This is a genomic window from Metallosphaera javensis (ex Hofmann et al. 2022), from assembly GCF_022064045.1.
Classification (GTDB): domain Archaea; phylum Thermoproteota; class Thermoprotei_A; order Sulfolobales; family Sulfolobaceae; genus Metallosphaera; species Metallosphaera javensis.
Genome location: NZ_JAKNCW010000001.1, coordinates 208,522 through 229,798 on the forward strand (window position 1 = coordinate 208,522; position 21,277 = coordinate 229,798).

At 46.4% G+C, this 21,277-nt stretch carries 26 protein-coding genes and 2 tRNA genes; 22 read left to right on the forward strand and 6 right to left on the reverse strand.

Annotation, left to right across the window (positions count from 1 at the left end; genetic code table 11):
- The first annotated feature begins 7 nt into the window (after window positions 1–7).
- Together rimI and L3N51_RS01350 are read left to right on the forward strand one after the other, a co-directional pair.
- Window positions 8–472, forward strand: a complete 465-nt coding sequence (rimI, locus tag L3N51_RS01345; protein WP_238024806.1) for a ribosomal protein S18-alanine N-acetyltransferase — start codon at window positions 8–10, stop codon at window positions 470–472.
- Between the two features lie 69 nt (window positions 473–541).
- Window positions 542–2,893 carry a DNA-directed DNA polymerase gene (locus L3N51_RS01350; protein WP_238024807.1) on the forward strand — a complete coding sequence of 784 codons (2,352 nt, stop codon included), beginning with the start codon at window positions 542–544 and terminating at the stop codon, window positions 2,891–2,893.
- Here the strand turns inward: L3N51_RS01350 and dnaG are convergent.
- The 4 genes from dnaG to L3N51_RS01370 are packed head-to-tail and all read right to left on the reverse strand — an operon-like array spanning window position 2,880 to window position 5,998.
- Entirely contained in the window at window positions 2,880–4,112 is a 1,233-nt protein-coding gene (dnaG, locus tag L3N51_RS01355; protein WP_238024808.1) for a DNA primase DnaG, read from the reverse strand. The two genes, L3N51_RS01350 and dnaG, sit on opposite strands and share 14 nt — an antisense overlap.
- A 5-nt stretch (window positions 4,113–4,117) precedes the next feature.
- Window positions 4,118–5,194, reverse strand: coding sequence for a tyrosine--tRNA ligase (locus L3N51_RS01360; RefSeq protein ID WP_238024809.1), 1,077 nt, complete (start codon window positions 5,192–5,194; stop codon window positions 4,118–4,120).
- A gap of 45 nt (window positions 5,195–5,239) precedes the next feature.
- Window positions 5,240–5,554: a hypothetical protein gene (locus L3N51_RS01365; RefSeq protein ID WP_238024810.1), complete on the reverse strand. Its 315-nt coding sequence runs from the start codon at window positions 5,552–5,554 to the stop codon at window positions 5,240–5,242.
- A 39-nt stretch (window positions 5,555–5,593) separates the two neighbouring features.
- Entirely contained in the window at window positions 5,594–5,998 is a 405-nt protein-coding gene (locus L3N51_RS01370) for a secondary thiamine-phosphate synthase enzyme YjbQ (RefSeq protein ID WP_238024811.1), read from the reverse strand.
- 40 nt (window positions 5,999–6,038) lie between these two features.
- Here L3N51_RS01370 and L3N51_RS01375 point away from each other — a divergent pair, with 40 nt between their 5' ends.
- From L3N51_RS01375 to L3N51_RS01460, 18 genes are all read left to right on the forward strand, one after another.
- On the forward strand, window positions 6,039–7,313 hold the full coding sequence (locus L3N51_RS01375) for an AIR synthase-related protein (RefSeq protein WP_238024812.1): 1,275 nt from the start codon (window positions 6,039–6,041) through the stop codon (window positions 7,311–7,313).
- Between the two features lie 20 nt (window positions 7,314–7,333).
- Window positions 7,334–7,831 (forward strand): 30S ribosomal protein S13, encoded by a 498-nt coding sequence (locus L3N51_RS01380; RefSeq protein WP_238024813.1) that lies wholly within the window; start codon window positions 7,334–7,336, stop codon window positions 7,829–7,831.
- Window positions 7,832–7,841: 10 nt separating this feature from the next.
- Window positions 7,842–8,384 (forward strand): 30S ribosomal protein S4, encoded by a 543-nt coding sequence (locus L3N51_RS01385; protein ID WP_238024814.1) that lies wholly within the window; start codon window positions 7,842–7,844, stop codon window positions 8,382–8,384.
- Window positions 8,362–8,760 (forward strand): 30S ribosomal protein S11, encoded by a 399-nt coding sequence (locus L3N51_RS01390; RefSeq protein ID WP_012022072.1) that lies wholly within the window; start codon window positions 8,362–8,364, stop codon window positions 8,758–8,760. The genes L3N51_RS01385 and L3N51_RS01390 overlap by 23 nt, the downstream gene beginning before the upstream one ends.
- A 1-nt stretch (window position 8,761) precedes the next feature.
- Window positions 8,762–9,550 (forward strand): DNA-directed RNA polymerase subunit D, encoded by a 789-nt coding sequence (locus tag L3N51_RS01395; protein ID WP_238024815.1) that lies wholly within the window; start codon window positions 8,762–8,764, stop codon window positions 9,548–9,550.
- On the forward strand, window positions 9,547–9,900 hold the full coding sequence (locus L3N51_RS01400; protein ID WP_238024816.1) for a 50S ribosomal protein L18e: 354 nt from the start codon (window positions 9,547–9,549) through the stop codon (window positions 9,898–9,900). Before L3N51_RS01395 ends, L3N51_RS01400 begins: the two co-directional genes overlap by 4 nt.
- Complete coding sequence (locus tag L3N51_RS01405; protein ID WP_238024817.1) at window positions 9,897–10,340, forward strand: 50S ribosomal protein L13; 444 nt, start codon at window positions 9,897–9,899, stop codon at window positions 10,338–10,340. Before L3N51_RS01400 ends, L3N51_RS01405 begins: the two co-directional genes overlap by 4 nt.
- Window positions 10,330–10,743 (forward strand): 30S ribosomal protein S9, encoded by a 414-nt coding sequence (locus tag L3N51_RS01410; protein WP_238024818.1) that lies wholly within the window; start codon window positions 10,330–10,332, stop codon window positions 10,741–10,743. The genes L3N51_RS01405 and L3N51_RS01410 overlap by 11 nt, the downstream gene beginning before the upstream one ends.
- Window positions 10,744–10,747: 4 nt before the next feature.
- Window positions 10,748–10,948 (forward strand): DNA-directed RNA polymerase subunit N, encoded by a 201-nt coding sequence (locus L3N51_RS01415; protein ID WP_238024819.1) that lies wholly within the window; start codon window positions 10,748–10,750, stop codon window positions 10,946–10,948.
- A 10-nt stretch (window positions 10,949–10,958) separates the two neighbouring features.
- The gene (rpsB, locus tag L3N51_RS01420) at window positions 10,959–11,636 is read left to right on the forward strand and encodes a 30S ribosomal protein S2 (protein ID WP_238024820.1); all 678 of its coding nucleotides are present in this window, start codon (window positions 10,959–10,961) and stop codon (window positions 11,634–11,636) included.
- Entirely contained in the window at window positions 11,633–12,481 is an 849-nt protein-coding gene (gene amrB / locus L3N51_RS01425) for an AmmeMemoRadiSam system protein B (RefSeq protein WP_238024821.1), read from the forward strand. The genes rpsB and amrB overlap by 4 nt, the downstream gene beginning before the upstream one ends.
- Window positions 12,459–13,109: a hypothetical protein gene (locus L3N51_RS01430; protein WP_238024822.1), complete on the forward strand. Its 651-nt coding sequence runs from the start codon at window positions 12,459–12,461 to the stop codon at window positions 13,107–13,109. Before amrB ends, L3N51_RS01430 begins: the two co-directional genes overlap by 23 nt.
- 8 nt (window positions 13,110–13,117) lie before the next feature.
- Window positions 13,118–13,753: a uridylate kinase gene (locus L3N51_RS01435; RefSeq protein WP_238024823.1), complete on the forward strand. Its 636-nt coding sequence runs from the start codon at window positions 13,118–13,120 to the stop codon at window positions 13,751–13,753.
- Window positions 13,750–14,850: a type 2 isopentenyl-diphosphate Delta-isomerase gene (gene fni / locus L3N51_RS01440; RefSeq protein WP_238024824.1), complete on the forward strand. Its 1,101-nt coding sequence runs from the start codon at window positions 13,750–13,752 to the stop codon at window positions 14,848–14,850. Before L3N51_RS01435 ends, fni begins: the two co-directional genes overlap by 4 nt.
- Window positions 14,850–15,833: a geranylgeranyl diphosphate synthase gene (gene gds / locus L3N51_RS01445; RefSeq protein WP_238024825.1), complete on the forward strand. Its 984-nt coding sequence runs from the start codon at window positions 14,850–14,852 to the stop codon at window positions 15,831–15,833. The genes fni and gds overlap by 1 nt, the downstream gene beginning before the upstream one ends.
- A 66-nt stretch (window positions 15,834–15,899) precedes the next feature.
- A complete protein-coding gene (locus L3N51_RS01450) occupies window positions 15,900–16,796 on the forward strand; it encodes an MraY family glycosyltransferase (protein WP_238024921.1) in 897 nt (298 codons plus the stop codon).
- Window positions 16,797–16,984: 188 nt separating this feature from the next.
- Window positions 16,985–17,611, forward strand: coding sequence for a molybdopterin-dependent oxidoreductase (locus L3N51_RS01455; RefSeq protein ID WP_238024826.1), 627 nt, complete (start codon window positions 16,985–16,987; stop codon window positions 17,609–17,611).
- The gene (locus tag L3N51_RS01460) at window positions 17,595–18,071 is read left to right on the forward strand and encodes a hypothetical protein (RefSeq protein WP_238024827.1); all 477 of its coding nucleotides are present in this window, start codon (window positions 17,595–17,597) and stop codon (window positions 18,069–18,071) included. The genes L3N51_RS01455 and L3N51_RS01460 overlap by 17 nt, the downstream gene beginning before the upstream one ends.
- 222 nt (window positions 18,072–18,293) lie before the next feature.
- On the opposite strand, the gene L3N51_RS01465 is transcribed toward L3N51_RS01460, so the two are convergent.
- Complete coding sequence (locus L3N51_RS01465) at window positions 18,294–19,667, reverse strand: hypothetical protein (RefSeq protein WP_238024828.1); 1,374 nt, start codon at window positions 19,665–19,667, stop codon at window positions 18,294–18,296.
- A gap of 296 nt (window positions 19,668–19,963) precedes the next feature.
- On the opposite strand from L3N51_RS01465, the gene L3N51_RS01470 reads away from it, so the two are divergent.
- Both L3N51_RS01470 and L3N51_RS01475 read left to right on the forward strand, forming a co-directional pair.
- Window positions 19,964–20,039, forward strand: a tRNA-Pro gene (locus L3N51_RS01470).
- A 176-nt stretch (window positions 20,040–20,215) separates the two neighbouring features.
- A tRNA-Asn gene (locus L3N51_RS01475) sits at window positions 20,216–20,305 on the forward strand.
- Window positions 20,306–20,884: 579 nt separating this feature from the next.
- Here L3N51_RS01475 and rpl7ae read toward each other — a convergent pair.
- Window positions 20,885–21,262, reverse strand: coding sequence for a 50S ribosomal protein L7Ae (gene rpl7ae / locus L3N51_RS01480; RefSeq protein WP_012022058.1), 378 nt, complete (start codon window positions 21,260–21,262; stop codon window positions 20,885–20,887).
- Window positions 21,263–21,277: the final 15 nt, after the last annotated feature.

Genomic DNA, 21,277 nt, shown 5'->3' on the forward strand with positions numbered 1-21,277 from the left:
AAGTATTATGTCCTCCATAATTATTTCTGACGCGTGGGAAGAGGACCTTGAGCAGATAGAGAAGATAGAAAGGGAGAGTTTCGATAATCCCTATCCCTTTTCTCTTCTTAAGGCGTATCTGCAGTTGGCTGAGGGTCTTTTCCTCGTTGCCAGAGATGGGGATAGGGTGGTTGGGTATTGCATAGGTATAGTTCAGTTCAAGGTGAGGGGTCATATCATTTCCATAGCATCCTCTAGTGAGGTCAGGAGAACGGGAATAGGCTCTCTTCTTCTCCAAGAGCTCGAAAGGAGGTTCCATAAACTGGGATGCACGTATTCGTATCTGGAGGTAAATGTAAATAATGAAGAGGCCATAAGGTTCTACTACAACAGGTCATATAGAGTTGTGAGGACTAGAAGGAATTATTACGGAAGAAATAAACACGGATTCGTAATGGTAAAGAACTTTAAGGGAGAGTCAGGATTTGAATGATCAAGGGTTTTTATGCCTCAAGGAGCAGATCAATTATAAATTAAGTCTAGAATAGCGTATTGAAAGATTATGAGAGTCGATATTTTCGTCTTAGATTTCTCCTATGATGTAGAGGATGGAAAGCCCGAGATTTACATCTGGGGAGTTGATAGGGAAGGGAACAGGGTGGTAGTTCTAGAGAGAAATTTTAGACCCTACTTCTACGCCATCCTCAGGGACGACGCTAACGTTAAGGAGGCCATCGAGCAGATCAAGAGACTCTCCAGGGATCAATCACCCATAACATCAATCACCGAACAGGAAATGAAGTACTTTGGAAAACCGCAGAAGGTCCTGCGAATAGAAACCGTAATTCCAGCCCTGGTAAGAACTTACAGAGAGGAAATTGCTAAACTGAAACCCGTGAAGGACGTACTTGAAGCCGATATCAGATTCTACATGAGATATTCCATTGATACTGGAATCAGGCCATTCTACTGGCTTTCTGCTGAAGTGTCTCAGGTAGAAAGGAAGGATCTGAGGGTATCAAAGGTCTACGAACTAAAGAAGGTTGAGAGAATATATGAAGACACCCCTCCACAGCTCAGGTTCATGGCCTTTGACATAGAGGTTTATAACAAGTATGGTTTTCCGAACCCCAGAAGGGATCCCATCATTGTGATTGGAGTCTGGACCGATAATGGGTCAAAACAGTTTGTCAACAGCGATGACGATGATCTCAAGATCCTGAGGGACTTTTCAAAATTCGTTGTGGAATACGACCCGGATGTGATCTTGGGGTATAACTCCAACGGCTTTGATTGGCAGTACATGCTGGAGAGGGCATCTGTGAGAGGAGCTAAACTTGATATTGGGAGGAAAGTGAACTCTGAACCCAGTCAGGGAACCTATGGCCACTATTCCGTGGTTGGTAGGCTCAACGTTGATCTCTATGGTTTCGCTGAGAGCCTGGAAGGAGTGAAGGTTAAGAGTCTAGATAACGTGGCCGACTATCTAGGAGTTTTACCTAAAAACAAGAGAACTAACCTTGAATGGTATCAGATTCCAGAGTTTTGGGGTGATCCCAAGAGGAGGGAAGTGGTTCTTAAGTATAACTTAGATGACGTGAAAACCACGTACCTTCTCAAGGATGTATTCTTCAATTTTGGTGAGCAGCTCACTGCCATTTCAGGCCTACCACTGGATCAGTTGTGCATGGCCAGCGTAGGACATAGAGTGGAGTGGTTGCTCATGAGACAGGCAAAGCAGTTCAATGAGTTAATACCCAATAGGGTCGAAAGAAGATATGAGGGATATAAGGGAGGTCTAGTCATAGAGCCAAAGCCCGGTCTTCACGAGAACGTGGCTGTTCTAGACTTCAGTTCAATGTATCCTTCTATCATGATAAAGTATAACATAGGTCCAGACACATTGGTACAGGGAGAGTGTAATGACTGCTGGATAGCACCGGAAGTAGGCTACAAATTCAGAAAAGATGTGGACGGATTTTATAGGAGTATACTCAATTTCCTTCTTGAGGAGAGAAGGAGGGCTAGGGAGTTACTGAAACAGGCAAAGGACGAATATGAGAAACGCAGGTTGGATGAGAGACAGAGGGCCCTCAAAATCATGGCTAATGCGATGTATGGTTACATGGGCTGGTTAGGAGCAAGGTGGTACAGCAAGGAGGGTGCAGAGGCTGTTACAGCGTGGGGAAGGCAGACCATAATGAGAGCAGCAGACATCGCTAAGAGTTCCGGATTTGAGGTGATTTATGGAGATACCGATTCCATCTTCGTGAAGGGGGATATGGCCTCCGTAGAATCATTGACCCAAAAAATAATACAGGCTCTAGATCTCGATATAAAAGTGGACAAGAAATACAAAAAAGTTTTCTTTACAGAAAACAAAAAGAGATATGCTGGCCTAACCTTAGATGGGAAAATAGATATTGTGGGGTTCGAGGCAATAAGGGGAGATTGGTGCGAGTTAGCCAAGGATACCCAGAGAGTTGTCATAGAGAGGATCCTTCTGAAGGGAGTAGATGACGCGGTTAAGGAAGCTAAGGAAGTTATAATGAGGGTCAAGAGAAGAGAATTCGAGTTGCACGATGTGGTTATATGGAAGTCGTTGGATAAGAGCTTGGACGAATATGAGGTTGATGCACCTCATGTTATCGCCGCCAAGAAGGCTATAAACGCCGGTTACGCTATCATGAAAAACGGGAAAATCGGTTACGTTGTGGTAAAGGGATCGGGAAGGGTCTCGGATAGGGTGGAACCATACTTTATGATAAAGGATAAGTCCAAGATAGACGTGGATTATTATGTGGAAAAACAAATTATTCCTGCAGTAATGAGAATATTGGAGCCATTCGGAATAAAAGAAAATAATTTGAAGGGAGGAGGTATAGATATCATGGATTATTTCAGGGACCGATAACGTCAGCCAGCGTAAGTATTTTGACGTTCTCTGGTTTCTTGTTTATGCCTCCTATTCTTACCCCTATTATCATCTTAACGTTCTTCGAGGCAGCCAGTTCCAGAAGTCTCTGAGTTATGACTCCGTCAAAAATTATGAACGATGCGTTTCCATTGGTTAGGTTCTCCAGCTTGGTTATGATATCCCTAACCTGTACCCTCTCAACAGGGTTCCAGTTTTCATCGAAGATAATGCCCTCTAACGTTCCTGGGAGCTTCTTTATCTCCTCCATTACGTTTCCAGGAATCTTAATCTCTATCTCCTTTCTGGGTTGCTCGATTACCTGAACTGATTGCTGTTCTGCTACCTCGGTTCTTGCTCCTGCGCTCTCTATTCTACTCGAGACTGAGGCAATGGTTTCCTGCTGTCTCTTCAGGTATTGGGAGAGGGGTACCATGTTGGAGAGAGCCTTGGCAATCTCCTTTCCTGTAAGTTCCTCGACTTCCCTTCCCACTGGTGCCCTAGCTACGTAATCTATTTTCACGTTAGCATTGATGAGGTCCTTAAGGATCATGTCACCGCCGTGATCTCCGTCAAGGAACGCTATAACCATCTTCTTGTTTTTGGATAATTCTACCACGGATTGGGGGATCTTCCCGCTCGCCCCTTCCACTGCTACGGTGTTCTTGTAGCCGTATCTTAGTAGATTTATTATATCTGCCCTTCCTTCAACTATTATTAGGTTAGGATCAGTATATACATCAGGTCCTGCCGGTAACCTTTCCGGTCCGTACTCTATGAGCTCCCCTGTCTTGACAGCTCCACTTATCTCGTTCATTACTTCCTTGATATCGAGGTTCTTCTCTCTGGTCCACGTTGTGAGTATCTGCTTGGCCCTCTCTATGATCTTCTTCAGCTTCTCCGCCCTTACATCCTCTATTTCCTTTAACTCAAACTTCGCATTATAGGGGCCGACTTTCTCTACGCTCTCTACCATGGATGCGATGAGGGCAGTCTCCACCCTGTCCAAGTTTGAGGGGATCTCTATGTATCCTTCTGCCTTACCACCCTTATTCTTTATCTCAACGATGATTCGTCCGAGCCTGCCCTTATCCTGCAGTTCCCTAAGGTCAAATTCTTGCCCGAACAGGTTTTCGGTTTGGCCGAAAATGGCCCCTATAACGTCAGGTTTATCAACTGACCCATCAACTTCGAAGGTCAGTTTTATTATATATTTCAACGATGTCACCTGCTAACACTCCTTGCTATTTCTTTTGCTAGTTTATCATATTCAGGTCTAGATTTAATAGACTTCCTTAAAGGATCTATCACTTGATTCAGCTTTCTTGCTGTGGCAACCTTGAGGTCCTTGGGGTGTAATTTTCCCTCAGCATAGGCCTTCTCTAATTCTTCATAAGTGTTGAAGTGCACGTCTCCACCAAACTTAGCGTCTCTCTCCACCTTGAGTCCCTTGTCGTCCACCTGGAAGAGAATATACTTGTTAATTTGTAATACCGGGTTATTCTCAACCACGCCCTTGGGGCAGTAGGCAGTCATTAGCTTTCCCTCGACCTCCTCTGGTTCATCGTTGATGAATATGGCAGTTTCAGGTTTGGATTTACTCATCTTTATGTCGGCCAATGCCTCATCCTCGTCCACTCCTGGGTTCATCCTCTGCCCTCCTTGCAGTCCAACTAGAAGGGGAGTATGGATAGCTATTACCTTCTTCTTACCCAGCTTGTCCGCCACATCTCTAGCGAGCATGTGGGCCTTTCTCTGATCCGTTCCCCCTAGTGCAATATCCAAATCCATGTAAAAGATGTCACTAACCTGCATCGCTGGGTAGATGAGTTTTGAGGAGTCCAGTTCAGCCTCATCAGCCTTCCTTCCCATGATGGTGAGGGCTCTCTTCATTCTGGCGAGACTTGTGTTCTTGGCAACCCTCAACACCAACGACCAGTAATCCTTGTCTTTTACCATGTCCTCAGTATCTATAACGTGAATTTTACTCCGGCTTATTCCGAAGCTATCCAGCACAGTGATAGCGTAATCCCCTGCTAACTTTATCATCTCCATGTTGCCTCCCAGCTTGTCGTTTATCCAAGCATGCCATGTGGCAACCAGAAGGCTCATATCCACTCCTGCCTGCAACAGATCCTTTACCTTTTGAGCCCAGATCAGCCATCCTATATGGAAAAGTCCGCTAGGCTCGAAACCTAGATATCCCTTAAGCCTTCTACCGTTTTCCAAGGCTTGTTTTAATTCCTCGGGAGTAACAACCTCCGCGGTATTTCTGGTTATCAATGAGAGTTTACTCTCCAAGTAATCATCCCCTACATCAAAAGGCGAAATTAAGACTAAAAAGTCCTATTCATCCATGAGTTGCTTAAGGAACATGAGGACAGGGTGATTATTTCCCAATCTATTCCTGAGATCCTCAATTATAGTATTAAGATCCAAATCGGTTTCCGTTTCCATTAACCTCCCTATCAGGGCCTCGGTGAAAAGATACGAGTTCGTCACAGTCTTCTCATCTGTTGGCGGTTCCTCATCCCTGAAAACGTGAAAATTTTCAGATCCAGAGAACAACATTGTTAAGTAATCATCTACTACCCTCTGTATGCACTCTCTACTTTCGCAGATGCCCAACCTATCAAGCGGAGATAGAAACCCAGGAGGCAAACTGATCGCAGTTAGTTACCATTCCGAAAATAAAAGTTATTATTCACCCATCACCTTTACCTGAATTCTCCTTGTTCTCGGCCCGTCAAATTCCAGTAAGATAACCCTTTGCCATGTTCCCAAGTCCAGTTTGCCAGACTTCACGGGTACGGTTCTTGAATTTCCTATGATCATTGCCGAGATATGTGCATGCCCGTTATTGTCTATGGTGTTATGTTTGAATTCCCCATTGGGAGGAACTAGCTTCCTCATCCACGTCAGGTAATCCTCCATGAGACCTGACTCCGGCTCGTTAACTATGATCGCGCACGTGGTATGCTTCACAAATACGTGGGCGACTCCATCTTGAAAATCTCCAACAGCCGCTTGAACGTCCTCCGTAATATCGATGCTCTGAAACCTTGAGCTGGTCTTCACATCAAATTCTCTTGTTAAAATTTTCATTTTCCCTCAAATTTATCAGAGAGGGGACTTATTTAGGCTTATGGATCTGGAGGGTTATGCAAGGAGATTACTGAACCATGTTGATGAATCCAGGGTGAGAACTGAGCTCCTTCGCTGGCTGGAATTCTATAAGGGTAGACGGGACTTCAATCAAAGGTTCGTGGATGCACTGATAATGGAGGTCAGGAACTCAGAGAAATTCAAGAATTTCTCCTTCACCAAGGTAGGTCTCACGGCAGGGGACAGCGGACTGGGTTCCCGTGGACTCGGAGATAATCTAATACATCTGAAACTGTTTGAGCTAAGTAAAAGGAATCTGGAGACGCTGGATGATGCGGGGATAGTCCAGGATGTAGTTGTTTCCGTTGACGGGATACACTCCAGGTTATCCTACTTCCCCTTCCTGGCAGGATTTCACGCAACAAAGGCAACCCTCAGGGACATCATGGTGAAGGGGGCAATTCCGCTGGGAATTCTGGTCGATATTCATCTTTCCGATGATAGCGACGTTTCAATGCTATTCGACTTTGAAGCTGGAGTATCCACTGTAGCTGAATCCATGAATGTGCCAATCTTGGCCGGTAGTACACTGAGGATAGGCGGTGATATGGTTCTGGGCGAAAGGATAAGCGGAGGCGTGGCCTCTGTGGGTAAACTCCAAGGAGAACCCTTCACAAGAAAAAGGATAGTTGAGGGTCAGCAGATCATCATGACGGAGGGACATGGGGGAGGGACCATCTCGTCAATGGCCATATTTCACGGTCTTGAGGGTATAGTGGAGGAGACCCTGAGAATTAAGGACCTTGAGGCCTGCTTTGCAGTTAATCGAGTTAGAGACCTCGTGAAATCCATGACCGACGTTACCAACGGGGGGATCAGGGGAGACGCTCTTGAAATTTCGGAGATAACTAACTTAAGCTTGGTAATAGATGAGGAGGAGTTCCTTTCCCTTATAAATCCCAGGATAAGGAAGGCCATGGAGGAACTAAGGATTGATCCCTTTGGCCTTTCTATAGACTCTATCCTCATTTTCACGGATAGTCCGGATGGGGTTTTGAAGACACTGAAGGAAAACGGGGTAGAGGCCAAGGTTATAGGAGAGGTCACAAGGAGGAAGGGATACCCAATACTCACCCGCGACGGAAGGGAAATGAGACCCGCGTTCAGGGAGAGCCCCTACACCCCCGTCAAGGCGGTTATAGGGAATTACTCCCCAATGAATTTGGACGAGATTAAGAGTAGACTGGAGGAAGCCTATAAAAACTCCTTATCAAAAAAGGAGAACGTATTGAAAAACTTAAAAACAAGAAGTTAATAGAGCACTAGACGGTCTTAATGTCAGAATCGCAGTTTAGGTACATAGTTAGGCTCTTTGGTCAGGACGTAGACGGTACCATGAAGGCCCCATATGGTCTGGCCATGGTAAAGGGGATAGGTTACAACACTGCTAGAATTATCCTCATGAAGTTGAATATCGATAAGGATAAGAGATTGGGCGAACTCACTGACCACGAGCTGAAGAAAATAGAGGAAATCTTGGCTAACAAAAGGATCGAGTCTATGCCCGCATGGATATTTAACAGGAGAAAGGATATAGAATCTGGTCAAGATCTACATTACGTTACTTCTGATTTGGTATTCGTTGTGAGAAATGATATTGAGAGGGAGAAGAAGCTCAAGAGCTGGCGCGGCGTTAGGCACTCACTGGGCTTGAAAGTTAGGGGTCAAAGGACAAGGACAACAGGAAGGACTGGGACGACCATAGGAGTTAAAAGGTCAAAGGCTGCACAACCCTCTGGAGGGCAGCAGTCTCAACAGCAGCAGAAGAAGTAGGGGTGATCAGATGGGAGATCCTAAGAAGAGCAGGAGAAAGTGGGAAGGCCCAGGAATGCCCTGGCTATCCCAAGCTCTAAAGTCAGAGCAGAAAATTATTGGTGATTACGGGCTTAGAAATAAGAAAGAGATTTGGTTAGCAAGAACCATTGTGACAGGATACAGGCATATGGCAAGGTCACTTTTGGCTCTGCCACCAGCGGAAAGGGCAGTTAGGGAAAAGCAATTGCTCAGCAAGTTGTATAGGCTAGGTCTATTGAAATCCGAGCAATCGACTATAGATGACATTCTAGGACTAGAGGAGGAGAGCCTTCTTGAGAGGAGATTGCAGACCATCGTGCACAGGAAGGGTTTGGCGAGAACAATATACCAGGCTCGTCAGCTCATAGTGCACGGTCATATAGCTGTGGGAGGACGTAAAATCACCTCCCCTGGTTATATTGTGAAGAGGGATGAGGAGGATTCGATAGACTTTTATCCCACATCCCCCTTCAAGAACAATCCGCCTACAGCAGGACAAGGTGAGGTAAATGTCGAGCAAAAGGGAAATTAGATGGGGCTTGGCGAGGATATACGCCTCGCAGAATAACACCATAATAACGATTACTGATATCACTGGAGCTGAGGTAATATCTAAGGCATCTGGTGGAATGATGGTGAAGGCTGATAGGGAGAAACCCTCTCCCTATGCAGCTATGTTGGCTGCCAATAAGGCGGCTAGCGATGCGCTCGATAAGGGTCTAATGGCCATTCACATTAAGGTGAGGGCACCTGGAGGTGCTGGACCAAAGACACCAGGTCCTGGAGCCCAGCCAGCCATAAGATCTTTGGCCAGATCTGGATTCATTATTGGAAGAATAGAGGATGTGACTCCAATTCCACATGACACAATCAGGAGGCCAGGAGGCAGAAGAGGAAGGAGAGTCTGACATGCCTATTCATGTCCTAAAGAAGGAGAATTATTTTCTTTCCATCTTAACAAAGGATTACCCCCTTGAGTTTGTTAATTCTATCAGAAGGGCTTCAATGCTTTACGTTCCAGTAATGGCAGTCGATGAAGTTTACGTCATAGAGAACAACAGTCCACTCTACGACGAGATGTTAGCCCATAGGTTAGGTTTGATCCCCTTTGACAGCAAGGATGCACTCGACTACTATAGGAGGCCAGAGGAATGCGTAGATTGTGTGGAAAATTGTGATAGGTGTTTTACCAAGGCCTACATAGATGTTAAGGCTGAGGACTCCCAGGTCATGGTTTATTCCAGGGATATAAGAACAGAGGATCCCAACGTGGTCCCCATCAGCAAGGACATTCCCATAGTACTTCTGGGTAAGAATCAGAAGGTAACACTGGAAATGAAAATGAGGCTAGGTTACGGTAAAGAACATGCTAAGTTTAATCCTGTGAGTTTGGCAATACTGAGGTATAAGCCCAGGGTTGAGGTGAGCAAGGATTGCGAGAAGGCAGTTCAACTTTGCCCAGAGGGGGTATTCTCCTTTGAGAATGGTAAGCTGAAGGTAGTAAATGAGATGTCCTGTACGCTCTGTGAGGAGTGCGTAAAGGGTTGTGAGGGGATAAACGTGAGCCCGGAACCAAATCAGTATATTCTGGAGATAGAGTCTGTAGGCTCTTTGGAGCCTAGGAGAATTTTAATAGAGGCAACAAAGAGTATACTGAGCAAGATCGAGGAGTTGAAGAAGAAGGTGGAGGCATTATGAAAAGGACCGGAAGTACTAACATAGAAAAGAGGAAGTTGATTCGTTCCCTAGCCAAACAAGAGAAACCTCTATGGAAGGCTGTTGCCAAGGAACTTGATGTCCCCACTAGAAAGATGAGAACTATCAATCTTTACAAGATAGATAAGTATACCAAGGAGGGGGACATTGTGGTGGTTCCAGGGAAAGTGCTTGGAGTGGGCAATATTTCTCATAAGGTCACGGTTTTCGCCCTTGATTTCTCCCAAAACGCGCTCAATAAGATAAGGGGTGCAGGGGGCAAAGCTCTTCCCCTTTCCCAAGGGGTAGAGGAAATTAAGGGAAAAGTCAACGTGAGGTTGATGAGCGGATGAGCGAAACTGTAATAGTGGACGGAGAAGGTCAGATACTGGGAAGGCTAGCATCGAAGGTGGTCGGTTTACTCAAGGAAGGTAAGAAAGTGGTTATAGTTAATGGGGAAAAAATAGTGATAAGCGGTCCCAGAAGTAGGGTGGTGAACGGATATATGTTGCTCTTCAGCGTTGGAACGCTGTTCAATCCCTATAAACTAGGTGTTAGGAGGCCCAGAACTCCCATTAACATTGTTAAGAGAACTATTAGGGGGATGTTGCCCAAGACTCATAAGGGTGAGGCTATGCTGAAGATGGTCAAGGTTTACGTGGGGGTTCCAAAGGAGTTCCAAGGTAAAGAGATGGTGAAATTTGAGGAAGCAAGCGTTGCAAGATTAAAAGGTAAGTATATAACTGTTGGTGAGTTGTCCAAAGTTCTGGGGTGGAAGGGAAATGTCAACTGAATCGCGCGTGATTATTACCAATTCAAGGAGAAAGATGGCCAGAGCAAAGTGCTATCTTTATCCAGGGAAGGGAAGAGTGTTCGTGAACAACGTTCCAATAGAGCTGATTCCAGTGGAGGTAATAAGGATGAAAATAATGGAGCCCATGCTGCTGGCCGGAGAGGGAATAACTTCCAAGGTTGATGTAAAAATTTACACCTACGGAGGAGGTATCATGGGGCAGGCCGATGCAGCTAGGATGGCATTGGCTAGGGCTCTGGTTAGGTTCACGGGAAGTCAAGAGCTAAAGGAACTCTATAAGAAGTATGATAGGACCATGCTGGCTGGAGATCCAAGGCAGACTGAGGCAGAGAAGTGGATGAGGTATAGCGCAAGAAGATGGAGACAGAAATCATACAGGTGAGACCATGATTGTGCCCGTAAGATGTTTTACATGCGGTTCCCTAATTGCGGATAAGTGGGATGCTTTCAGTACTAGGGTCAAGGCAGGCGAAGATCCAGGGAAGGTTCTGGACGAACTTAACGTGAAAAGATTATGTTGCAGACGTAGCTTACTTACACACGTTGACATTATAAGGGAAGTGGTTAACTACACAAGACCAATCTAGGTGATATGGCATGAGTGAGAACGAAAGAGGAACACAATTAACTGAGGAGGAGAAGGAGGAACTTCAGAGGGGTGAGAAAGGAGCAATTATAGAGCTCTTAGTACCCCTCGAGAATTACCTTTCAGCTGGAGTTCACATAGGTACCCATACTTGCACTAGGTATATGGAGAGGTTCATTTACAGAGTTAGACCTGAGGGCCTTTACGTTTTAGATGTGAGGAAGATAGATGAGAGGCTTAGGGTAGCTGCCAAGTTCCTATCAAGGTTTCAGCCACAATCAATACTGGCTGTGGCTTCTAGGCCATATGCCTTTACTCCTGTTCAAAAATTCGCTGAAGTAGTGGGCGCAAGGGCCGTTGTCGGAAGAATGGTTCCAGGGATGCTTACTAATCCCTACCTTGAAGATTTCATAGAACCGGAGGTTCTTTTGGTTTCAGATCCTAGGACAGATACGCAGGCGATAAAAGAGGCAGCCGATATGGGAATACCTGTGATTGCGTTTTCAGATACCGATGCAAAGGTAGACTACGTGGATCTAGTAATACCGTCCAACAATAAGGGGCGCAAGTCATTGGCCCTTCTGTACTGGGCGTTAGCAAGACAAATACTCAGGGAGAGGAAGGAAATTGCGCCGGACGCTGATATACCTGTAAAAGTAGAGGAATTTGAGGTGAAACTATCTCAGTGAGAAGGAGACCGGCAGTTGCCGGTTCCTTTTATGAAGACGATCCTACAGAACTAAAGAAAAGAATAGAATGGGCTTTTCATCACCCTCTTGGTCCTGGGGGTATACCCGCGGTAGGTACAGGAGGTTCCAGGCAAAATCCTGTTTTTATTGTTCCACATGCAGGTTACATGTATAGTGGTCCCGTTGCTGCACACTCCTATTATCACTTGGCTCGAGAAGGTAAGCCAGACGTTGTAATTATTCTTGGCCCCAATCACACAGGTTATGGATCTCAGGTATCTATATGGCCTGGGGGCGACTGGGAAACTCCTCTTGGGTCATCTCACGTTAACGCCCAACTGGTTAAGGAACTGGTATCGGTATCCGAGGTTGTGGATATAGACGAAAAGGCTCACCTTTATGAACACTCAATAGAGGTTCAGCTACCTTTCCTTCAATACTTCTTTGGTGAAATTTCCATCCTCCCTGTGGTTATACTCATGCAGACCCCAGAAATCGCCGAGTTTGTGGCTGAAGGGATATGGCGATTTATGCAAAAGCATGGTGACATGGATGTGGTCGTCCTAGCGAGCTCTGACCTTAACCATTACGATCCCCATGATGTGACATTGGCCAAGGATGAGTTGGTAATCAAGAAGATCCAAGAAATGGATCATAAGGGCTTGTACAAGGTAATAGAGGAATACGACGTTACCGTGTGTGGGTATGCCCCCATAATGGCGTCTCTCATTTTGGCTAAGAAAATGCATAAGAAACCATACGTGCTGAAACATGCAACATCGGGCGACACTTCTGGCGATAAGTCCAGTGTGGTAGGTTATCTTGCCACAAGATTCGGTGATTGAGGCCCCTCTTATCCTCTCCGGTATATGGATAGATGGGGTGAACAACCCCTTTCTCGTGGTCCCAGCCAGGTTCCTCTATTCCAGATTGGAAATACCCGCTTGGTGGAGTCGTTTCAGCGAATTGGTGAAGGAAGCTACTGGCTTCGAACCCACACCTCTCCTAGGTGCAGATATACCTCTAGCCTCGCAGTACGCTGTCATGTCCCTAGAATCGCTTAAGGCTCTTGGCCGGAGGATATCCCTCACTGAAGAGGAAGTGTGGGAAACGCTAGATCTGGTGGATGAGGTAATGTTCGAGTACTATGTCATAAAGGCCGTAAGACATGTGCAGAGGAAAGGAACTCCCATTCTATACAGGGAAGCTGAGGATCCAGTTCAGGTCAAGACCGCGTCCCTAACCGTGAGGAAGTTAATGAGTTATCCTCTTGTTAGACCAAGTTACGTGGACAACTCCGTAATTCATCTGGCCGGAATGCTCCCTGTGCTTCTTAGCGAGGGGATTGACCAAGCGAATGTAAACTTAGAAAATGGGCTCTGGAAGTTACTTTACGATCTAAATACACCTCCGGGAAGATTCAAGTGGGTCTGGGATATGCAATGGGCAAGCCTAATCGAGTTATTAAACTAGGAGGTAGTATGATAACCTGTAAGTCTGTGCCCTATTGTGTGGATTTTCCAGTGCTCAGGCAGGCTGTGGGAGAAATCAGAGATTTCACTGAAGGCCTTGTGTTAGTTCATGGTGGCGGAAGCTTTGGACACTTTGAGGCGGGAAAAAGGAGTCCTTTGAGGGTAAGCCTAACCTCGGCCTCCATGGAGGAGCTCAACGCACTAGTTATCAGGGAGATGGCTATGATAGGGATTGGGGGCTTTCCCTTACCAGGGAGGGTCTTTGATCTCGAGAAAGTGGAGAGGATTCTAGACCAAGGGCTAGTTCCTGTCCTCTTTGGTGATATAAGGGAGAACGGCGAGATAATCTCTGGAGATGACATCACCATATCCATAGCGCGCGAGTATTCGTTAACTGCCCTGTTTGCAACAGACGTGGACGGTGTTCTGGTGAATGGGAATGTAATACCCGAGTTACATGACCTAAATACTCTCGTTGCACTCCCCTCCGTTTCGTACGATCTGACTGGAGGGATGAAGGAAAAGGTAAGAAAAATATTTCAGAATAAAATCAACGCAATGATATTTAATGGTAAGAAGAGGGGAAACGTTTTTAACGCGTTGAAAGGAGAAAGGATAGGTACGTTCATTAAGGTGAGGGAATGAGCTTAATTAACAGGAAGCTAGAACACGTGGAGATCTGCCTTTATGAGGACGTCCAGGGAATTGTTTCCACCCTCCTTGAGGATGTTACCCTGGTCCACCAGGCAATGCCTAAGCTGAACACCAAAGATGTGGATACTAGGACTCAATTTCTGGGCAAAAACCTTTCGTTTCCCCTCATGGTCACCGGAATGACCGGCGGGCATGAGGAACTGGGGAAAGTCAATGCGGTTATAGCTGAAGTAGTTGAGGAGATGGGGTTAGCAATGGGAGTGGGAAGCCAGAGGGTTGCGGTGGAGAGGCCGGAAACTGCCGAGAGCTTCAGGATTACAAGGAAGATGGCCCCTACTGCACCTCTCGTGGCTAACCTTGGACTCCCTCAGGTGACAAGGGGTTACGGTGTAAAGCAATTCATGGACGCAATACAGATGATAGAGGCCGACGCCATAGCCGTTCATCTGAATCCTGCACAGGAACTCTTCCAGCCAGAGGGTGAACCCGAGTATCCTCTCTCTGCGCTGGAGACTTTGCGGGACATCTCCAGGGAACTAAACGTTCCAGTGATAATAAAGGAGTCAGGGACCGGTATATCCATGGAAACCGCAAGGTTACTTGCAGATTACGGATTCAAGATCCTTGACGTTTCTGGACAGGGAGGAACCAGCTGGATAGCTGTGGAAATGGTCAGGAATAAGAGGAAGAGTAACTGGAAATATGAGAGCTCCCAGCTATTTTCAGGGTGGGGAATACCAACTGCAGCCTCCATAATTGAGACCAGATATTCCGTACCCGATAGTTACATCATAGCCAGCGGAGGGATAAGGAACGGTCTGGATATAGCTAAATCCCTTTCGTTGGGGGCAAACATAGCCGGTATGGCCAATCCAGTTCTCCATCAGGCAGTTAGAGGGAAGGAACAGCTAAGGAAGTTCTTCCAGGAGGTGGCATTTCAGCTCAGGGCGGCGATGTTTCTCACCGGTTCAAGAGATGTTGTAGCACTTAAACGGGTGCCCCTCATAATTTCTGGAAAGCTTAAGGACTGGATGGAAAGCAGAGGATTAACCTTATCAGTTTATGAAAGTATTAGAAAAGGAGCTTGATGGGACTGGACCAATATTTTGAGGAAATTGTAACTAAAGTCAATGCTACCATGGAGAGTTTTCTGCACGGTGACACCAAGGAACTTTATGAGGCGTCGCGATATCTGATAAGTGCAGGTGGAAAGAGGTTACGTCCCCTTGTAGTGGTACTTTCATCAGACCTGCTAGGTGGAGAAAGGCACAGGGCAATTCTAGCTGGCGCTGCCGTTGAGGTTCTTCATAACTTCACCTTAATACATGACGATATAATGGATCAGGACACAACGAGGAGGGGTCTCCCCACAGTTCACGTGAAGTGGGGGATACCCACCGCCATACTGGCCGGCGATCTCTTACACGCCAAGGCATTTCAAATTCTCACGGAATCAATCAGGGGATTGAGCGGGGAGGTTGCCTATAAGGTACTGGAGTGCTTCTCAAGGTCAGTCATAGTGGTCTCAGAGGGACAGGCCATGGATATGGAATTTGAGAGGAGATGGGATATGAAAGAGCAGGACTATATTGAGATGATCAGGAGAAAAACAGCTCAGCTCTTTGCATGTTCTGCATATCTGGGTGGGGTATTAGCTGGAGGTAACCCCGAGGAAGTGGATAACCTATACAAGTATGGGGAAAAGATGGGTATTGCGTTTCAGATAGTGGACGATATCCTTGGTATAACTGCAGATGAGAAGGAGCTAGGAAAACCGCTTTACAGTGATATTAGGGAGGCTAAGAAGACACTGCTTGTAATCAAGTCGCTTGAGAGGGCTAACAGTGAGCAGAGAAAAATTATCATGGAAGGTCTAGGATCCAATGATCTTTCAAAACTTAAGGCTACGGCAAGTCTGATCACCGAGCTCTCCCTTGATTATGCCTATGAAATGGCCAGGAAGTATCACGAGGAGGCCATCGCTCACCTTTCTAGGGTCACCCCTAGAAACGAGATTGCCATGAATGGTTTACGAAGCATAGCCGATATAGTTATCAAAAGGCGAAAATAATTGCTTGATGTGCTTTTACCTCTAATCGTCGCATTTATTGTAACCATTCTGACGACCAAGTGGGTGATGGGAGTCTCTAAAAGGAGCGGTTTCGTAGGGAAAGACGTGAATAAACCTGATAAACCAGAGATTCCGGTTTTGGGAGGTATAGGTATCCTTGCTGGCCTGGTGGCGGGCGATTTTGCCCTCCTGGCCATAGATCAGGAATACGCGGGGATTATAACCGCAGTTCTTCTCTCCTCTCTGATAATAGGGTTTATAGGACTTCTTGATGACGTGCTCAACCTCAGACAGTCCATAAGGGCCCTTACACCTATCTTCGCCTCAGTACCGTTGGCCATCTACAGTATAGGACATTCCACAATATCAATACCCTTTGTAGGCCCAGTGAATTTTGGAATATTTTATTACATTATTATTGTACCAGCTGCATTAACCATAGCTTCCAACGCTTTCAATATGCTGGAAGGATTAAACGGCCTTGGAACAGGTATGGGTCTGATCATGGCCATGGCTCTGACTGTTATAGGTTTAAGGGGAAGTGGGGTCACCGCAGAGGCAGGGGATATGGCCATGATTTTGGCAGTGGTTTTGGCGTCATTTCTCTACTTTAACAAGTATCCCGCAAAGGTATTTCTGGGAAATATTGGAACGTACTTGATAGGTTCTGCCATAGGCTCAATTGGAATATCAGGTTACATGCTGACAGCGCTGGCCTTTCTCTACTTTCCCTACGTTCTGGAGTTCATTCTGAAGGCCAGAACCAAGTTCAAGGGAGTTTCATTTGGTCAGGTGAATCCAGACGGTACGCTGACCTGGAGTGGCTCTCCTAACTCGCTCACCCACGTTGTTATGAAACTCGGGAGGTTTAGGGAGTACCAGGTAGTTGCAGTGCTGTGGAGTGTGGAAATAGTGATGGCGGTGTTGGCTGTAATCTTCCAGACTACAGTAATCAGGATATAAGGTTATAGATGGAATCCAGTTTCACATGGTCCGCTCACGCGCCTCCAAAGACTTGACCGTCGAGAAAGCTGAGCCCAAATCCTGGCTCGAAGGATGATATGTCGCAACATTCATTCGCTTCGACACAGTTCGCAACAATTCAACACGATATTTGATTTGGGAATTTTCTTAAAAACGCTAATTAAGATATGCTAACTGTGAAAAGGAGAGATTTTCTCAAAGCAATGATTATTTCTACCTCATTGCTGGTGTTGGGAAGACCCCTAGTATATGAGTATCAACATTCACAGAGCGCCCTAACTCCCTTTGGCTCATGGTACGTTGTTCAGATAGCCGGGACCCCGGAAGTCCTGGTCAACAATTACGTCCTAACGGTTGACGGTGAAGTGAAAAATCCTATGACCTTCACCTACGAGGATTTAATTAATTTACCATCCGTTGAAGTGAAGGATACCATACAGTGTGTTTCGGACCCCTTTTTCCTTAAAGCCAATGTGGTATGGACAGGGATTCCCTTGAAGGAGATTATTGATATGGTTAAGCCTAGTCCTGATGTGATCAAGGTGGTCGGATTCGGTGCCGAGGGTTACACCGCTGATATCCCAATCTATAAGGCAATGGAACCTGACGTGATAATTGCATATATGGCCGATGGTAGACCCTTACCTCAGGTTCACGGATATCCAGCGAGATTAGCAGTGCCAGGGTGGTGGGGCTACACATATGTCAAGTGGCTGGTAAGGTTATACTTCACCTCAAAAAACGTCCTAGGCTACTGGGAGTCAGAGGGTTATCCAGATGTGGCGAAAAAGTGATCTACTCGGCCTATCAGCCCTAGTACCAATCCTCTCCTTCATTTTCCAGCCAATGTGGATACTTGGGATAATCATGATCACAGTATCTTTCAAGTCGTTTGACCTCAACTTTAGGGATTCGATCTATACGGCTCACTTCAGGAAAAAGACATCTCTGGGTCTTCTCCTTCTTTCAATCCTGGAGGGGATAACGGGATTTGGGGCAGGGCCTACCACGTCTAACTTCATAAGCGAGGTTACCTTTGGGTTAATGAGTAGAGGCCTTTCACTGGAACTTCATCTTGCGTTGATCACTCCTTTGGCTTTATTGTTTGTACTTCACACTGTATCAGGTTTCGGATCCATACTAATCTCTAAGGGGATAAGAAACCAGACGGTTTATAGGTACGTGATACCAGCAGTGTGGTTGGGAATGTATATAGTTACTGTTTATCTGGACCTCAATTATTTCATCCCTTAAGCCTGCTCCTCTAGGTATGGGAGAGTGATGGAATCCGGAAGCTATGCTAGTGGTTTTTATTAATTTTTATCCTCTGGCACGGGCACCGTTCAGAAATAGCTGAAAACTTGCAGAATAGCGCATGCGTCAGGGGAGGGTCCGCACGGTCCTCAACCTCACCATAGGGTGGAGCCTTCCATTGCGGTGGATTTTCAGGACCGTCACGGCTGAAGGGAACCGCCCTCACGCGCACACTCCGAACCTCACGCACATGTATGCCCTGTGGATCTGCTGTTCCACCGGGTCCACGTGCTGAGTCTCGGGATGGTCCGGAGCCCTGAGCTCCCCGCTTATCTGTCGCGCCAGGTTTTCTATGCCCCTCTCGAAGAGCGAGGCGGTCCACTCCAGCTGGTCCACCGCATAGCTCGCTATTTCCTCCGACCAGCCCTCCCTCACGAGAGCCTCCTCGAGCCTCACCGCATCCACAAGGAGGTCCACAGCCTGGATGAAGGCCTGCCCCACTCCCCTGGAGTTGGCGAACTCCACTATGTGGTCAAAGCTGTACGACCTGGGAGGCGGGACAAGATAGGACGATTTGAGCACGAAGGTTGAACCCTGATAGCTCTCCTCCAGGTCCGGGATGACTCCCGACTCGCCCACGAAGCCCGCGAGCCCCAGCTGTTGGCACTGGCCCGTGCAGGGCAGGCTGGCGAAGAATGGGGCACCCTGTATCACGGGGTATTCCCCAACACCAAGGCCGAACACCTCCCGTATATAAGTAAACAGGGATGAAGTGACTCCTGGAACCCTCAGGGAGGCCAAGGCGTTGGGGTAAGAGACGTAGCCAGGGATGCCCAAGAACGACAGGGGATTCTCTGTCGCTGATAGCGCAGGCAACCAGGTTGGAGTACCATCAGATGCAGCATTAATTTGATTTGATATAGTACCACTCAGAACCTCCTTGTTGAAAAAGAGACCTTCTCTTCCACGGCTCGTGCCTCCAATATATGCATATACTCGGGGAACAAATGAGGGTATGGCTCCCACATCGAGATAGGCCCCAAACTCCGTAATATCCTGCACCACCCCTGAGGTACAGGGCGATACTGGAGGAACGAATTCCCTGAAAAATTCTTCATCTGCGTAACGTTGTCTCACAGGTATCGCGGTAACCCCATAAGAGCCTGACAGTAACCTTCCGAGCAGATTCGAGTCAGAACTAAAAGTGAAAGAAGAACCGTACTGGGATACGTTCACCTTGTTCACGTTATATGCCCAGACGGGAGAGAAACCCCCAAGGAACACGAAAATCTCCCTCTCCAGTCCTCCGGTGGTCCTGGCCTGAGTCTTCACCAGCAGTCCATGTCTCACCAGCTGATCAATGCTATTTATGTAGCCAGCCCTATCCTTTGAGGATACCCTACCCGGATAGATGAGGGAGGGGATTAGCGGGAGGGATTCCGGATCGTTCTTCACATGGTTCAGGGTGCAGGTTCCCTCGGCCGTGCTCACCACAGCTGCCGTTCCCAGGATAGCCATGGAGAGCCAGTCCAGGAGTTCACCCCATGATATCTCCCCAGTCTCCGACAGGACACTTCTTTCAGTTTGAGTTGCCATGTATATCAAAATAGGTATCAATATATTTGAGTTTTTATTTAAATCATATATCATGTTCATTATATAATGCCTGGATAGATTGGGGTCACTGTCCCTAGTTTAGAAAGATCTAACCGCAAAGTTCCTGATCTGCCCTTCGGCTTTCCCACAAAAATGTCAATCCGATTATCTTGATTTCTCCACGTCTATTATGGAAGTCTCAACATATGTATCCCGTTGAGATAGCAGGAAAGAATGCGAATGATCTTTTATATCAAGATTAAGCTTATATGCCATCCGTTATAATGGCAATAGAAGGGGCCGTCGTCTAGTTTGGTCCAGGACGCCAGGCTTGGGCCCTGGTAATCGGGGGTTCAAATCCCCTCGGCCCCACGTGCGAAGTCCTAACTTTAATGGATCACCTGTCTGTTTCTACGTATTTTAAGCGTTGATTGCCTTGAAATATACTACTCGACCAAGTTTTAGATGTGAATTAGCTCTACTACGTGGAGGTCCGGTCTCACGTGAGAAAGTTTTAAATGGGATAGTCCATGTTTTATAATGCACGTGCCGCGGTAGCTCAGCTGGCAGAGCGCTCGGCTGTTAGCTTTAGTCTGGCAGAAACCGAGCGGTCGACGGTTCGAGTCCGTCCCGCGGCGCTCTTTTTGTTTAGAATCTTTATTCACTTTTGTGAAAAATGGTTAGCAGGGACATGGTGTTATCAAACTAGCATAAATTTGTTTTACGGCTTCACAACTTCCCATTGACATGACTGCACTATGAAGAATAACAACGTGAGTAATCAGCGATACACTTCAGTACTGTTAAAAAGGAAAAATTCAAGTTTCTCGATCTCTCTGGAGTTATTGAAAGGAGATTCATATCATTTTTTGGGTAAAATATGATAAAGATGTGTTAAATGGAGTTTGTAGATCTCACAAAGAGGATTGACGGGTCACCATGCCAGAATAATTTTAAAGAACGTCAAATCCGGTGTGAAGTCTCAAAGAGGAAGGCACCGATTTACGATCAAGTTGTCATCGCAGGATGATTTTTATGGAAGTTTGACAACACTATGGAACAACTTCAATGGCGTTGGAACGCATCGTCCAGGACGGTAGAGGTAGTAAATTATCTTTCCTAAAATGTCATAAGTCTTGCCAGAACCAGGTAATAGTAGAAAATCAAACAAAGAAATAAATTCCTTACTGATTAACGTTAAATTAACTGTCAAAAAATCAAGACTTGCCCGTAAGCTCCGAGACCCTCTTTATTACTTCGTCTAGCACGTCTTTACCCTGTCCTGGGTCCAGTATGGCAGCAGCGGCTGCACCAACCTGTAATCCGCAGGCCTCGCCGATTCCCTTCTTGGTGGGAACGTAAATGTATGGTATCTTCTTCTCTTCGCACAAAGGTGGTAGATGGGCAACTATTTCCTCAGGCTGGACATCCTCAGCTATGAGGACGAGTTTAGCCTGGCCCCTCTCTATAGCCTTGGTAGCCTCGTTGGTACCCTTTCTTATCTTGCCTGTTTCTTTGGCTTTCTTTAGAGCCTCTAGAGCTTTCTCCGCCAATTCCGGCGGAACGTCAAATTTTACATAAGACGGTTTAGCCATTTGCGTTCATCCTCC

What these genes read in the sequence shown, in the direction of transcription:
- rimI (WP_238024806.1), top strand. Translation starts at nt 8, where the DNA reads ATGTCCTCCATAATTATTTCTGACGCGTGGGAAGAGGACCTTGAGCAG.
- L3N51_RS01350 (WP_238024807.1), top strand. Translation starts at nt 542, where the DNA reads ATGAGAGTCGATATTTTCGTCTTAGATTTCTCCTATGATGTAGAGGAT.
- L3N51_RS01370 (WP_238024811.1), bottom strand. Translation starts at nt 5,998, where the DNA reads ATGAAAATTTTAACAAGAGAATTTGATGTGAAGACCAGCTCAAGGTTT.
- L3N51_RS01375 (WP_238024812.1), top strand. Translation starts at nt 6,039, where the DNA reads ATGGATCTGGAGGGTTATGCAAGGAGATTACTGAACCATGTTGATGAA.
- L3N51_RS01380 (WP_238024813.1), top strand. Translation starts at nt 7,334, where the DNA reads ATGTCAGAATCGCAGTTTAGGTACATAGTTAGGCTCTTTGGTCAGGAC.
- L3N51_RS01385 (WP_238024814.1), top strand. Translation starts at nt 7,842, where the DNA reads ATGGGAGATCCTAAGAAGAGCAGGAGAAAGTGGGAAGGCCCAGGAATG.
- L3N51_RS01390 (WP_012022072.1), top strand. Translation starts at nt 8,362, where the DNA reads ATGTCGAGCAAAAGGGAAATTAGATGGGGCTTGGCGAGGATATACGCC.
- L3N51_RS01395 (WP_238024815.1), top strand. Translation starts at nt 8,762, where the DNA reads ATGCCTATTCATGTCCTAAAGAAGGAGAATTATTTTCTTTCCATCTTA.
- L3N51_RS01400 (WP_238024816.1), top strand. Translation starts at nt 9,547, where the DNA reads ATGAAAAGGACCGGAAGTACTAACATAGAAAAGAGGAAGTTGATTCGT.
- L3N51_RS01405 (WP_238024817.1), top strand. Translation starts at nt 9,897, where the DNA reads ATGAGCGAAACTGTAATAGTGGACGGAGAAGGTCAGATACTGGGAAGG.
- L3N51_RS01410 (WP_238024818.1), top strand. Translation starts at nt 10,330, where the DNA reads ATGTCAACTGAATCGCGCGTGATTATTACCAATTCAAGGAGAAAGATG.
- L3N51_RS01415 (WP_238024819.1), top strand. Translation starts at nt 10,748, where the DNA reads ATGATTGTGCCCGTAAGATGTTTTACATGCGGTTCCCTAATTGCGGAT.
- rpsB (WP_238024820.1), top strand. Translation starts at nt 10,959, where the DNA reads ATGAGTGAGAACGAAAGAGGAACACAATTAACTGAGGAGGAGAAGGAG.
- L3N51_RS01435 (WP_238024823.1), top strand. Translation starts at nt 13,118, where the DNA reads ATGATAACCTGTAAGTCTGTGCCCTATTGTGTGGATTTTCCAGTGCTC.
- fni (WP_238024824.1), top strand. Translation starts at nt 13,750, where the DNA reads ATGAGCTTAATTAACAGGAAGCTAGAACACGTGGAGATCTGCCTTTAT.
- gds (WP_238024825.1), top strand. Translation starts at nt 14,850, where the DNA reads ATGGGACTGGACCAATATTTTGAGGAAATTGTAACTAAAGTCAATGCT.
- L3N51_RS01450 (WP_238024921.1), top strand. Translation starts at nt 15,900, where the DNA reads ATGGGAGTCTCTAAAAGGAGCGGTTTCGTAGGGAAAGACGTGAATAAA.
- L3N51_RS01455 (WP_238024826.1), top strand. Translation starts at nt 16,985, where the DNA reads ATGCTAACTGTGAAAAGGAGAGATTTTCTCAAAGCAATGATTATTTCT.
- L3N51_RS01460 (WP_238024827.1), top strand. Translation starts at nt 17,595, where the DNA reads ATGTGGCGAAAAAGTGATCTACTCGGCCTATCAGCCCTAGTACCAATC.
- L3N51_RS01465 (WP_238024828.1), bottom strand. Translation starts at nt 19,667, where the DNA reads ATGGCAACTCAAACTGAAAGAAGTGTCCTGTCGGAGACTGGGGAGATA.
- rpl7ae (WP_012022058.1), bottom strand. Translation starts at nt 21,262, where the DNA reads ATGGCTAAACCGTCTTATGTAAAATTTGACGTTCCGCCGGAATTGGCG.